We start from the raw sequence: 12,557 nt of genomic DNA, 5'->3' as shown, positions 1-12,557 counted from the left end.
CCCGAACTAGGATCGGTGCCATGACGACCGTCGACCTGCCCCTGCTCCCGCTCGGCCGCGGGGTCGACCTCTCCTCCGAGCGCGGCGTGGAGTGCCCGGGCGACCTGCCCGAGACCTCCGACCCCTCGCTCGTCGCCCGTGCCCGGGCCGCCAAGGAGACCCTCGGCGACCGGGTGTTCGTGCTCGGCCACCACTACCAGCGCGACGAGGTCATCCAGTTCGCCGACGTCACCGGCGACTCGTTCAAGCTGGCCCGCGACGCGGCCGGCCGCCCGGAGGCGGAGTACATCGTCTTCTGCGGCGTGCACTTCATGGCCGAGTCGGCCGACATCCTCACCGGCCCCCACCAGCGTGTGGTCCTGCCGGACCTGTCGGCGGGCTGCTCGATGGCCGACATGGCCGTCCTCTCCCAGGTCGAGGACGCCTGGGACGCCTTGGCCGAGGCCGGGGTCCAGGACGCGGTCGTCCCGGTGACGTACATGAACTCCAGCGCCGACATCAAGGCGTTCTGCGGCCGCAACGGCGGCATCGTGTGCACCTCCTCCAACGCCGAGACGGCGCTGGAGTGGGCCTTCGACCAGAAGCAGCCCGTGGAGGCCGGCGGCCCGGGCCGCAAGGTGCTCTTCTTCCCCGACCAGCACCTCGGCCGCAACACCGCCGTGCTCAAGATGGGGCTCACGCTCGACGACTGCGTCGTGTGGGACCCGCAGAAGCCCCACGGCGGCCTGACCCGCCAGCAGCTGGTCGACGCCACGATGATCCTGTGGAAGGGCCACTGCTCGGTCCACGGGCGCTTCTCCCCCGAGGTCATCGACACCCTGCGCGCGACGGTCCCCGACATCCAGGTCCTGGTGCACCCGGAGTGCACCCACGAGGTCGTGCTCAAGGCCGACCTGGTCGGGTCGACGGAGTTCATCATCAAGACCATCGAGGCGGCGCCCGCAGGCTCCACCTGGGCCATCGGCACCGAGCTCAACCTGGTCAAGCGGCTCGCGCAGGACCACCCCGACAAGAACATCGTCTTCCTCGAGAAGAACGTCTGCTACTGCTCCACGATGAACCGGATCGACCTCCCCCACCTCGTGTGGGCGCTGGAGTCGCTCGTCAACGGCATCGTGGTCAACCAGATCGACGTGGACGACGACACCGAGCGCGACGCGCTGGTCGCGCTGCAGCGGATGCTCGACCTGCCGGGCAAGTCGCACAAGGACTGACCCGGGCCGGGGTCACTCCCCCGTCACTGGGGCAGCTCGAACCACGCGACCGTGCCGCCACCGGGGGCCTCGTCCAGGCCGATGGCGCCGCCGTGCGCCTCCACCACGCGCCGACAGGTCGCCAGGCCGATGCCGGAGCCGTCGACGCTGCTGGACGCCCGGGCGAGGGGCAGGAAGACCCGCTCGCGCTCCGCGGCCGGGACGCCGGGCCCGTTGTCGGTCACCTCGACCCGCCACCCGGTGGCGGTGGGGTGCGCACCGACGTGCACCGCGGGGGCACGCCCGGGCACGCGGAACTTGGCGGCGTTGCCGACCAGGTTCTGCAGCAGCGCGCGCAGCTGGACCTGGTCCCCGGGCACGGTCGGGAGCGCCCCGGCCTCCAGCGACACGTCGGCGAGGGCCGACTCGAGGTCGACCAGCACGTCGTCGAGCAGGGCGCCGAGGTCGACGTCGCCGAGCTTGAGCGAGCCGCTGACGCGGGCGAAGTCGAGGACGTCGTCGATCAGCAGCGCCATCCGCTGGGAGCCCTGCAGCGCGCGCTCGACCAGCCACTGCGCCTCCTGAGGGTCGGCGCCCTCGGCGAGGTGGTCGTGGACCATCTCCAGCGACATGGCGACGCTCGTGAGCGGCGACTTCAGGTCGTGGCTGACCTGGCCGGCGAACGACGCCAGCCGCTGGTTGGACTCCTCGACCTGCGCGAGGCTCTCGGCGAGACGCCTGCTGGTCAGCGAGAGCTCCAGGACGTCGACGACCCGGTCGGCCAGGGTGGCGAGGGCGCCGACCTGCGCGGTGTCGAGCTCGCGGGGCTCGGTGTCGAAGACGCACAGCGTGCCGATGGCGACGCCGGCCGGCGTGACCAGCTTGTGCGAGGCGTAGAAGCGGACCTGGCCGATCGCCCCGGTGACGAACGGGTTGTCCTGGAAGCGGGGGTCCAGGCGCGCGTCCGTCACCACGATGGGAGTGTCCCCGTCGAGCACCACCGCACACATGGAGTCCTCGCGGCGGCAGACCGAGGCGTCGAAGCCGACCGCCGCGACCTGGTGCTGGTGGGCCTCGGTGATCAGGTTGATCGTGGCCATGGGGACGTCGCAGACGAGCGCCGCGAGCTCCACGAGCGCGACGAGGTCACGCCGGGGCGGCCGCTCGAGCAGGTCGTAGGCGGCGATCCCCGCCGAGCGCCGCTGGTCCTCGAGGGTGCTGGTCATCACACGAGTCTCCCATCCTCCGTGCGGGATCTGGTGGTCCTCAGAGGCCGGGTGCGCCCCACAGGGCCAACCAGCGTGAGAGGTCCTGCTCCATCGGGATCTCGGCGGCGAGCGTGTCGCGCACCTGGATCTCCAGCAGGTTGTCGCGCTGCTGCGCCCCGGTCGGGGCGAAGGCGTAGAAAGAGGACTGCTTGTAGAGGTAGACCAGCCCGATGCGGCGGCCCGCCGAGTCGGCGAACGGCACCAGGGAGCACAGCAGGGACGGTCCGAACCCCTCCGCCTCCAGCGTCGTGTTGACGGCGTGCAGGTCGGTGCACAGCCCCCCGACGTCGTCGGGCTCGCGGTGCACGGTCAGCCACGTGAAGCCGAAGCCGTCGCCGCTCACCTCGACCTGCGGGGCGTCGACCGCGCCGGTGATCAGCGCGACCACGTCCTTCTGGGTGTCGGCGAAGCCGGCGCCGTCGGCGGCGCGGTAGCAGACCGAGCCGACCCCGGTGGGCGTGAGCCCGATCGTGGTCTGGAGCGTGACGGAGGCGCTCGGCACGAGGAAGAGCGCGTCGAGGTCGGCCTGCTTGGGTCGCGAGCGCCCCGTGACGGCCTGCCAGAAGCCCATCAGACGGTCGGCCGGCCGAGCTCGGCCTGGATCTTGGCGAGCTGCTCGAGGCGCTGCTCGAGCGAGGGGTGCGTCGAGGTGAGCGTGCGCAGCGAGACGCCGGCCACGGCCGGGGCGATGCACAGCGCGCTGGCGGCGCCGACCTGGCGAAGGTCCTTCTGCGGGATCTGGTTGATCTCGCCGGTGATCTTCTGCAGGGCGGAGGCCAGGGCGGCCGGCTTCATCGTGAGGTAGGCGCCGGCGCGGTCCGCGGACAGCTCGCGGTAGCGCGAGAGCAGGCGCAGCAGCACGAAGCTGACGGCGTAGACGACGAGGCTGACGACGAGCACGACCAGCCAGACCGGCAGGCCGTTGTTGTTGTTGTCGCGGCGGCCGCCGAGCAGGCCCAGCCCGCCGTACTGGGCACCCTGGGTGAGCATGCCGGCGGCGATGCCGGCCGAGGAGGCGACCGTCATCACGAGCACGTCGCGGTGGGCGACGTGGGAGAGCTCGTGGGCCAGGACGCCCTCGAGCTCCTCGGCCGTCAGCACCTGCAGGATGCCGGTCGTGACGCAGACGACGGCGCGGTCCGGGGAGCGCCCGGTCGCGAAGGCGTTGGGCACGGCACTGTCGGCGATGCCGACCCGGGGCTTGGGCATGTCGGCCAGGGCGCAGAGCCGGTCGATCATGCCGTGCAGCTCCGGCGCCTCCGCCGGGCTGACCTCCCGGGCGCGCATGGCCCGCATGGCCACCTTGTCGGAGGAGGACCACTGGTAGACCGCCACGCCGATGCCGATGATCCCGACGAGGATGCCCAGCCCCCCGCCGACGGCGTAGGCCAGGCCCACGACCAGGGCCACGAACAGCCCTCCGAGCAGGAACATCACCAAGGTCATGCGGGCAGCGAGCCCCGCGTCACCGACGAACCGTGTGCGAGCCATGGGGCCATTCTCCCCGGTCCACCCAAGAGCCACCTGAGCGGCCCGGGCGGAGGTTCAGCCCGGGATCAGCCCGTCGTCCTCGAGCAGCTCGCGGACCTGCTCGAGGGAGGCGTCAGCAGGCGGCAGGATCAGGTCGGACTCGTCGAGGGAATCCACCGGGTGGGCGACGCCGACGGTGCGCACCCCGTCGAGCAGCGCGGCGAGGGCGGTGCGGAACGCCGCCTCGTCGCCGCTCTCCACCGCCGCCTCGAGGGTCGCGTCGAGCTCGTTGAGCCGGTCGATCGCGTGGTCGGCGACGTCGTACTGGCCCTCGCCGAGGATCCGGACGATCAGCGCGCTCATCGCGGCTGCTCCCCCTCGGGCTGCTCCGGCGCCGCCTCGATGGCGTCGGGGGCCGGGGCGGACGAGAGCCCCTTCATGCGGGCCAGCTCGGCCTCGACGTCGGCCTGCGAGCTCATCGACTCCAGCTCGCGGCTGATGTCGTCGCCGGCGTTGAGCGAGGAGGCGTCGTCGAGCGCGCCGGAGGCGATCAGCTCGTCGATGGCACCGGCCCGGGCCTGCATGTTGGCGGTCTTGTCCTCGGCGCGCTGGATCGCCATGCCGACGTCACCCATCTCCTCGCCGATGCCGGACATGGCCTCGCCGATGCGGGTCTGGGCCTCCGCGGCCGTGTAGTTGGCCTTGATCGTCTCCTTGCGGGTGCGGAAGGACTCGACCTTCGCCTGCAGCCGCTGCTGGGCGAGCGTGAGCTTCTCCTCCTCGCCCTGGAGGTTGGCGTGCTGCACCTTGAGGTCGTCGATCTGGCCGGACAGCGCCGACTTGCGCGTCAGGGCCTCGCGGGCGAGGTCCTCGCGGTCCATGCTCAGCGCCTTCTCGGCCTGCTGCTGCAGCTTGCCGGCCTGCTGCTCGAGCTGGGCGACCTGGAGCTCGACGCGCTTGCGGCTGGTCGCCACGTCGGCGACGCCCCGGCGCACCTTGGAGAGGAGGTCGAGCTGGCGCTGGTAGCTGTAGTCAAGCGTCTCGCGCGGGTCCTCGGCTCGGTCGAGGGCCGTGTTGGCCTTCGACCGGAAGATCAGGCTGACGCGCTTCATGAGGCTCATTCGGACGGATCCCTCTCAGGTGGAGCGGACGGCAACGGCGTGATCCCCTCACCCTACGGCGCGAGCGGTGACGCGGCGAGGGCGTGGTGCCCCGCCGATCCGGTGGTCGGCGCCCGCTCGCCGCGCGGGCGGCACCAGTAGTCTGGGGCCCTGTCGTCCCACCCCTCGTGCTGAAGGTCACCCGTGTTCCGTCGTAGCAAGCAAGAGTCCACCGCCACCGAGTCGCTCGTCGTCAAGGAGGGCGGCAAGGGCCGACCCACCCCGACGCGCCGGGAGGCGGAGGCCGCGGCCAAGGCCCGGGCCAAGGTGCCGCGCACCCGCAAGGAGCTCGCCCAGGCGCAGCGCCAGGCGCGCATGGAGTCCAGCCAGCAGGTGCGCTCGGCCATGAAGACCGGCGACGAGCGCTACCTCATGCCCCGCGACAAGGGCCCGGTGCGGCGCTTCATCCGCGACTACGTCGACGCCCGGTTCTCCATCGTCGAGCTGATGATCCCGCTGCTGATCGTCACCATGGTGCTCGGCTACTCCGGCAACCCCGACCTGAGGAGCATGGGCAACACGCTGCTGCTCGGCACCCTGCTGCTCGTCATCGTCGACCTGCTGCTGCTGCGCCGCCGCGTGCGCAAGGAGATCGCGCGCCGCTTCCCCGGTGAGCCGCTGAAGGGCACGACCTACTACACCGTCACGCGCGCCATGCAGATGAAGTTCATGCGCATGCCCAAGTCCAAGGTCAAGATCGGCCAGGAGCTGCCCGAGCACTACTCGTGAGCGACCAGGTCGCCGGGCTCCTCGTGGGCCTGGTGGCCGCCGCGCTGTTCGGGGTCGCCGCGGTCGCCCAGGCCTCCGCCGTACGCCGGGTGGACGAGCGCCCCACGCAGCTGGGCGCCTTCGTGGGGCGGTCGGTGCGCGACCCGCTCACGATGGTCGTGGTGGCGGCCTACCTCGGCGGCTTCGTGCTGCACGCGGTGGCGATCTGGCTCGTCCCGCTCTACCTCGCCCAGGCGCTGATCTCGCTGTCGCTGCCGGTCACCGCGCTGGCGTCGCGCCGGGTCAGCGAGCAGCTGACGACGTACGACTGGCTCGGCGTTGCCGCCGTGACCGGCGGACTGGTCCTCACCGCGCTCGGCTCCGGTGACCCCGGAGACGTCGTCACGACCTGGACCTTCGCGGTGCCGGTCGTGCTCGGCGTGGTCGCGCTGGTCGCAGTGGCCCTCGTGGGCCGCGAGTGGCCCGGGCCCGTGCTCGGCACCCTCGCGGGGCTCGGGTACGCCGGGTCCGCGCTGGCGGTGCGCGGGGTCGGGCTGCCGCTGGAGCCGGCCGTCGTCCTGGCCGGCCTCGCCGTGCCGGCGTTCGGGCTGGTGTCGTTCTGGCTCTACTCGCTCGGCATGCACTCCAGCGCCGTCACCGGGACCAGCGCCCCGATGATCGTCGGCCAGACGCTGGTGCCGGCCGCGATCGGGGTGGTGCTCCTCGGTGACGGGGTCCGCGAGGGCTGGGCGCCGGCCGTGGCGGTCGGGCTGGTGCTCGCGACGGCCGGCGCCGTGGCGGTCAGCCGAAGTCGCGCTTAGCCGGCGACTGGGTCTTCGCCGGGTCGCGCTCGGCGACGTCGCCCACGACCTCGTCGATGGCGCTCAGCGTCGCCTCGTCCAGCGTCACGCCGGCCGCCTTGACGTTCTCGGTGACCTGCTCGGGCCGGCTCGCGCCGATGATCGCGCTGGAGACGTTGGGGTTCTGCAGGACCCACGCCACCGCGAGCTGCGCCAGGCTCAGGCCGGCCTCGTCGGCGATGGGCTGCAGACGCTGCACGCGCTCGAGCACGTCGTCCTTGAGCCAGCGGGAGATCATGCTGGACCCGCCCTTGTCGTCGGTGCCGCGCGAGCCCGCGGGCGGCTGCTCGCCCGGCTTGTACTTGCCGGTGAGCGCGCCCTGGGCGATCGGGGACCAGACGACCTGGCCCATCCCGAGCTCCTCGCAGGTCGGGACCACCTCGGCCTCGATGACGCGCCACAGCATGTTGTACTGCGGCTGGTTCGACACGAGGGGGACGTGCAGCTCGCGCGCCAGCGCGTGCGCCGCCCGGATCTCCTCCGCGCGCCACTCCGACACCCCGATGTAGAGCGCCTTGCCGGCCCGGACGACGTCGGCGAAGGCCTCCATCGTCTCCTCGAGCGGGGTCTCGTGGTCGTAGCGGTGGGCCTGGTAGAGGTCGACGTAGTCGGTCCCGAGCCGGGTCAGCGAGCCGTCGATCGACTCCATGATGTGCTTGCGCGACAGCCCGTGGTCGTTGTGGGCGCCGGGCCCGGTCGGCCAGTAGACCTTGGTGAAGATCTCCAGGCCGGCGCGCCGCTCGCCCGCGAGGGCCTTGCCCAGCACGGTCTCCGCTGCGGTGTTGGCGTAGGCGTCGGCGGTGTCGAAGGTCGTGATGCCCTCCTCCAGCGCCTGGCGGACGCACGCGAGCGCGGCGTCCTCCTCCACCTGGGACCCGTGGGTCAGCCAGTTGCCGTACGAGATGGCCGAGATCTTCAGGCCGCTTGCTCCGAGGTTACGAATCTCCATGACTCCGACACTAGGACGCCGACCCCAGGGCGGAGGAGCCGCCCGGGGGCGCGGCCTGCCAGGATGCTCGGATGAGCAGCCCCACCGCCGACGTGTCCGTGCGCATCGCGTGGGCCGACGACGCCCCGGCGATCGCCGGTCTCCAGCTGCGCACGTGGCAGGAGCAGTACGCCGGCGTGCTGCCCGCCGAGGCGCTCCCACAGGACGTCGAGGCGGCCGCCGCCGCGTGGCAGGAGTCGCTGCGCCGGCCCCAGGACGCGCGCAACCGCGTGCTCGTCGCCCTGGAGCGCAACCGCGTGTGCGGCTTCGTGGTGGTCGGTCCCGCGGCCGACCCCGACTGCGACCCCGTGGCCGACGGGGAGATGCAGGACCTCACCGTGGCCCCGGAAGAGCGCGGCAAGGGCCACGGCTCCCGGCTCCTCCAGGCAGCCATCGACACGCTGCTGGCCGACCGGTTCACCCGCGCGGTGACCTGGACGATGTCCACCGACGACGCCACCCGGGTGTTCCTCAGCGAGGCCGGCTGGGCCCCCGACGGCGGGCACCGCACGCTCGACCTCGACGGCAGCGGCACGACGCAGGTCAAGCAGGTGCGCCTCCACACCGCGTTCTCGTGACGGCGTCCGCGCCCAAGCCGGAGGACCGCCGCCGCATCGTCCGGGACAGCCTGGGCGTCGGCATCGCGACGGGCACCTACGGCGTGTCGTTCGGCGCCGTCGCGGTCGGGTCGGGGCTCGACGTGCTCCAGACCTGCGCACTCTCCCTGCTGATGTTCACCGGCGCCTCCCAGTTCGCCCTGGTCGGCGTGCTGGCCTCGGGCGGCGCCCCGCTCTCGGGAGCGCTCACGGCCCTGCTCCTGGGCACCCGCAACACCCTCTACGGGCTGCGGCTCGCGCCGCTGCTCGGCTGGACCGGGCGACGGCGGCTCGCCGCGGCGCACGTCCTCATCGACGAGTCGACCGCGATGGCGGTCACCCGCACCACCCGGGAGGGAGCGCGCACCGGCTTCCTCACCACGGGGATCTCGATCTTCGTGCTGTGGAACCTCTTCACCCTGGTCGGTGCGGTGGCCGGCACCGCCATGGGCGACCCCCGCACCTACGGCCTGGACGCCGCCGTCGGCGCGGCCTTCCTCGCGCTGCTGTGGCCGCGACTGCGGGAGCGCCGCAACCTCGTGGTGGGCCTGCTGGCCGCGCTCGTCGCGCTGGGCGTGGTGCCGGTGACGGCGGCCGGCGTGCCGGTCCTGGTGGCGGGCGGGGTCGCCCTGCTGGCCGGGCTGCTCCTGAGAGAGCGGGCGGGCGCATGACCTGGCTGGCGATCCTGGTGGCCGCCGCCGGCTGCTACCTGCTCAAGCTGACCGGGCTCTCGGTGCCGCCGCAGGTGCTCGAGCGGCCCGTGGTCTCGCGCGTGGCGGACCTGATCCCGGTGGCGCTGCTGGCCGGGCTGGTGGCGGTCCAGGTCTTCACCACCGGGCCGGACCTCGTGCTCGACGCCCGCGCCGCGGCGCTGGCCGTGGCGGTCGTGCTGCTCCTGCTGCGCGCGCCGTTCCTGGTGGTGGTGTTCGGTGCCGCCCTCGTCGCCGCGCTGCTGCGACTCCTCTGAGGACGGCACCGACCACGCGTCAGACCGGCTGCACCACCCCGAGGACCTGCCGGACCTCGTCGGGGGTGGTGGCCGCCTCGAGGCGCGCCACCTGGGCGGAGTCGAGGAAGACCTCCGCGATCTGGCCGAGCAGCTTGAGGTGGTCCTCGCCCTGGGCCGCGATGCCGATGACGAACTTGACCTCCTTGTTCTTCCACTGCACCCCGTCGGAGTAGCGCACGAACGAGATCGCGCTCCGCTTGATGGCGGGCTTGGCCTCGTTGGTGCCGTGCGGGATCGCGAGCAGGTTGCCCATGTAGGTGGACACCGACTCCTCGCGGGCGTGCATCGCGTCGACGTACGACGGCTCGACCGCGCCCGCCGCGACGAGCAGCTCACCGGCGCGGGTGATCGCCTCCTCGCGGGTGCCCGTCCCGGCGTCGAGGACGATCGACTCGGGCGACAGCAGGGAGCCCACCCCGATCGTGGCGTCCGCCGAGGAGGCCGGCTCCGCGGCGCCGCCGCCGCCCTCGCCGGACTGCTCGACGAGCTCCACGATCTCGTCGTAGCGAGGGCTGTTCATGAAGTTGTCCACCGAGACGTGGACGGCCGAGCCGGTCTTCTGCCGCGCCCGCTCCGTCAGGTCCTGGTGGGTGACCACCAGGTCGTAGGTGTCGGTGAGGTTGGAGATCGCCTTGTTGACGACCGTGACCTCGGGGTGGCCGGCTGCCTGGATCTTCTTGCGCAGGACCGAGGCCCCCATGGCGGAGGAGCCCATGCCGGCGTCGCAGGCGAAGACGATCGAGCGGATCGCGCCCGAGCGGGCGCCGTTGGCGGTGAGCATCCCGGCGACCGACGACTTCTTGCCCTTGCGAGCCTCCATGTCGGCGGTGGCCGCGGTGAGGTCGCCGTCGCTGCTGCGGTCGATCTTGAGCAGGAAGGAGGCGACCAGGAACGAGACGCCGGCGGCGACGATGACCGACAGGGTCACGCCGAGCAGGCTTCCCGGAGGCGAGGCGGTCCAGACGGCGATGATCGACCCGGGCGAGGCCGGCGAGCGCAGGCCGGAGTCGAAGGCGACGTTGACGGCCACACCGGACATGCCGCCGGCGATGACGGCCAGGACCAGGATCGGCTTCATGAGGACGTAGGGGAAGTAGATCTCGTGGATCCCGCCGACGAACTGGATCAGGATCGCGCCGGGCGCCGACGCCTTGGCGGCGCCCTTGCCGAAGACCGCGAACGCGAGCAGCAGGCCCAGGCCGGGACCGGGGTTGGCCTCGAGCAGGAACAGGATCGACTGGCCCGACTCCTTGGCCTCGGTCGTGCCGAGGGGGGTCAGGATGCCCTGGTTGATGGCGTTGTTGAGGAAGAGGATCTTGGCCGGCTCGATGAAGATCGAGGTCAGCGGCAGCACGTTGTTGTCGACCAGGGAGTTGACCACGTTGGAGGCCAGCTTGCTGAACTGCTCGACGAAGGGACCGGCGAGCACGAAACCGATGATCGCCAGGAAGCCCGCCCAGATGCCCGCGGAGAAGTTGTTGACGAGCATCTCGAAGCCGGGCCGGATCTTGTGCGCCCACAGGGCGTCCAGCCGCTTCATCGACCAGCCCGCGAGCGGGCCCATCACCATGGCGCCGAGGAACATCGGCACCGTGGCACCGGCGATGGCGCCCATCGTGGCGATGGCCCCGACGACGCCGCCGCGGATGTTGTCGTCGTACATCATCCGGCCGCCGGTGTAGCCGATGAGCAGCGGCAGCAGGTAGGTGATCATCGGCCCGACGATGCCGGTGCCGTCGGCGCCGGAGCCCCAGGCCCCGAGGTCCTCGACGAAGCCGTAGCCGCCCTCGTAGCCGAACACGTCCTTGCCGATCAGGGTGATCCAGCCCGTCTCGATGAACAGGGCGGTGATCAGGCCCCACGCGATGAACGCGCCGATGTTGGGCAGGACCATGTTGGACAGGAACGTGCCGAAGCGTTGGACCTGGATCCGCATCCCGCCGGAGGCGGGTGCGGTGGTGGTGCTGGTGGACATCGAGCTCTCCCTTGAGGCGACCGGGCGACGTGACGGGCTGTTGTGATGCCGATCACGATCTTTGAATGCCTTCATATCCCGCACCGAAGGCCTCCGTCAAGGGTTGAAACCCACATGATCAGAGACAAATCCACAGATGCGGTAGTACCCTGAGGCGTCGCCCGCCGGAATACAGTGACGACGGGCACACCCCACGCACCCACACCAGCAGCTGGAGGACGAATGAAGGCCCTGAGGTTCTACGCGCCCGAGGACGTGCGCATCGAGGACGTCCCGGAGCCCGTCTGCGGCCCCGACGAGGTCAAGCTGAAGGTGAAGAACTGCTCCACCTGCGGCACCGACGTCAAGATCTTCCACAACGGCCACCAGAACCTCACTCCCCCGCGGACCATCGGTCACGAGATCGCGGGCGAGGTCGTCGAGGTCGGCGCCGACGTGCAGGCGACGTACGGCGGCGACTGGCAGGTCGGCGACCGCGCCCAGGTGATCGCGGCCGTGCCGTGCGGCGAGTGCCACGAGTGCCGCAAGGGCTGGATGGCCGTCTGCCAGAACCAGACCTCGGTGGGCTACCAGTACGACGGCGGGTTCGCCGAGTACATGATCGTGCCGAAGCAGGTGCTCAAGGTCGACGGGCTCAACCGGATCCCCGACAACGTCGGCTACGACGAGGCGTCGGCCGCCGAGCCGTTCGCCTGCGCGATCAACGCCCAGGAGCTGATGGGCATCGAGGAGGGCGACACCGTCGTCGTCTTCGGCGCCGGCCCGATCGGCTGCATGCACATCCGGATCGCCCGCGGCGTGCACCAGGTCGGCAAGGTCTTCCTGATCGACGTCAACGCCGAGCGCCTGAAGATGTCGGCCGACGCCGTGCAGCCCGACGAGGTCATCAACGGCGCCGAGGTCGACGTCGTGGAGCGGGTCATGGAGCTCACCGGCGGCCGCGGCGCGGACGTCGTCATCACCGCCACCGCCGCCAACGTCACCCAGGAGCAGGCGATCGCCATGGCCGCCCGCAACGGCCGGATCTCCTTCTTCGGCGGCCTGCCCAAGACCGACCCGACGATCACCCTCGACTCCAACGTCGTGCACTACCGCCAGCTGCACATCCACGGCGCCAACGGCTCCGCTCCCGAGCACAACAAGCGGGCGCTGGAGTACATCTCGTCCGGCCAGGTCCCCGTCAAGGACCTGATCACCGAGCACATCCCGCTCGAGCGCGTCCTCGACGCCTTCGACATCGTCAAGCGCGGCGCCGCTATCAAGGTCACGGTCGAGCCGTAGACATGAGAAGGGCCCGCGCCGGTTCCGTCCGGCACGGGCCCTTCCCCCT

The 12,557-nt window shown here is 71.5% G+C and carries 14 protein-coding genes; 7 read left to right on the top strand and 7 right to left on the bottom strand.

Features of this window, described 5'->3' with window-relative positions; all coding sequences use genetic code 11:
- The first annotated feature begins 20 nt into the window (after positions 1-20).
- Entirely contained in the window at positions 21-1,214 is a 1,194-nt protein-coding gene (gene nadA / locus E4622_RS03720; RefSeq protein WP_134738710.1) for a quinolinate synthase NadA, read from the top strand.
- 23 nt (positions 1,215-1,237) lie between these two features.
- Here the strand turns inward: nadA and E4622_RS03715 are convergent, their stop codons facing one another.
- The 5 genes from E4622_RS03715 to E4622_RS03695 are packed head-to-tail and all read right to left on the bottom strand — an operon-like array spanning position 1,238 to position 5,052.
- Positions 1,238-2,419 (bottom strand): GAF domain-containing sensor histidine kinase, encoded by a 1,182-nt coding sequence (locus tag E4622_RS03715; RefSeq protein WP_134738709.1) that lies wholly within the window; start codon positions 2,417-2,419, stop codon positions 1,238-1,240.
- A gap of 40 nt (positions 2,420-2,459) precedes the next feature.
- Positions 2,460-3,032, bottom strand: coding sequence for a hypothetical protein (locus E4622_RS03710; RefSeq protein WP_134738708.1), 573 nt, complete (start codon positions 3,030-3,032; stop codon positions 2,460-2,462).
- Entirely contained in the window at positions 3,032-3,952 is a 921-nt protein-coding gene (gene htpX / locus E4622_RS03705; protein ID WP_134738707.1) for a zinc metalloprotease HtpX, read from the bottom strand. Before htpX ends, E4622_RS03710 begins: the two co-directional genes overlap by 1 nt.
- Positions 3,953-4,006: 54 nt before the next feature.
- Positions 4,007-4,294: a hypothetical protein gene (locus E4622_RS03700; RefSeq protein WP_245155867.1), complete on the bottom strand. Its 288-nt coding sequence runs from the start codon at positions 4,292-4,294 to the stop codon at positions 4,007-4,009.
- Positions 4,291-5,052, bottom strand: coding sequence for a PspA/IM30 family protein (locus E4622_RS03695; protein WP_134738706.1), 762 nt, complete (start codon positions 5,050-5,052; stop codon positions 4,291-4,293). Before E4622_RS03695 ends, E4622_RS03700 begins: the two co-directional genes overlap by 4 nt.
- Positions 5,053-5,235: 183 nt before the next feature.
- Between E4622_RS03695 and E4622_RS03690 the strand changes: the two genes are divergently transcribed.
- Together E4622_RS03690 and E4622_RS03685 are read left to right on the top strand one after the other, a co-directional pair.
- The gene (locus E4622_RS03690; RefSeq protein WP_134738705.1) at positions 5,236-5,820 is read left to right on the top strand and encodes a DUF3043 domain-containing protein; all 585 of its coding nucleotides are present in this window, start codon (positions 5,236-5,238) and stop codon (positions 5,818-5,820) included.
- The gene (locus E4622_RS03685) at positions 5,817-6,620 is read left to right on the top strand and encodes a hypothetical protein (protein WP_134738704.1); all 804 of its coding nucleotides are present in this window, start codon (positions 5,817-5,819) and stop codon (positions 6,618-6,620) included. Before E4622_RS03690 ends, E4622_RS03685 begins: the two co-directional genes overlap by 4 nt.
- Here the strand turns inward: E4622_RS03685 and E4622_RS03680 are convergent.
- A complete protein-coding gene (locus E4622_RS03680; RefSeq protein WP_134738703.1) occupies positions 6,601-7,608 on the bottom strand; it encodes an aldo/keto reductase family protein in 1,008 nt (335 codons plus the stop codon). The two genes, E4622_RS03685 and E4622_RS03680, sit on opposite strands and share 20 nt — an antisense overlap.
- A gap of 71 nt (positions 7,609-7,679) precedes the next feature.
- Between E4622_RS03680 and E4622_RS03675 the strand changes: the two genes are divergently transcribed.
- From E4622_RS03675 to E4622_RS03665, 3 genes are read left to right on the top strand one after another with little or no spacing between them, the layout of a single operon-like run.
- Positions 7,680-8,225, top strand: a complete 546-nt coding sequence (locus E4622_RS03675) for a GNAT family N-acetyltransferase (RefSeq protein WP_134738702.1) — start codon at positions 7,680-7,682, stop codon at positions 8,223-8,225.
- Entirely contained in the window at positions 8,222-8,914 is a 693-nt protein-coding gene (locus tag E4622_RS03670; protein WP_134738701.1) for an AzlC family ABC transporter permease, read from the top strand. The genes E4622_RS03675 and E4622_RS03670 overlap by 4 nt, the downstream gene beginning before the upstream one ends.
- Positions 8,911-9,210: an AzlD domain-containing protein gene (locus E4622_RS03665; RefSeq protein ID WP_134738700.1), complete on the top strand. Its 300-nt coding sequence runs from the start codon at positions 8,911-8,913 to the stop codon at positions 9,208-9,210. The genes E4622_RS03670 and E4622_RS03665 overlap by 4 nt, the downstream gene beginning before the upstream one ends.
- Positions 9,211-9,229: 19 nt before the next feature.
- On the opposite strand, the gene E4622_RS03660 is transcribed toward E4622_RS03665, so the two are convergent.
- Entirely contained in the window at positions 9,230-11,227 is a 1,998-nt protein-coding gene (locus E4622_RS03660) for a PTS mannitol transporter subunit IICBA (RefSeq protein ID WP_134738699.1), read from the bottom strand.
- Between the two features lie 222 nt (positions 11,228-11,449).
- Between E4622_RS03660 and E4622_RS03655 the strand changes: the two genes are divergently transcribed.
- Positions 11,450-12,508 carry a zinc-dependent dehydrogenase gene (locus tag E4622_RS03655; protein WP_134738698.1) on the top strand — a complete coding sequence of 353 codons (1,059 nt, stop codon included), beginning with the start codon at positions 11,450-11,452 and terminating at the stop codon, positions 12,506-12,508.
- The last annotated feature ends 49 nt before the right edge of the window (positions 12,509-12,557 follow it).

Origin of the sequence: Nocardioides sp. 503, from assembly GCF_004522095.1 — a bacterium.
In the GTDB taxonomy this organism is placed as follows: domain Bacteria; phylum Actinomycetota; class Actinomycetes; order Propionibacteriales; family Nocardioidaceae; genus Nocardioides.
The sequence above is the reverse complement of the archived record's forward strand: the minus strand, read 5'-3'. Positions and strand labels throughout refer to the sequence as shown.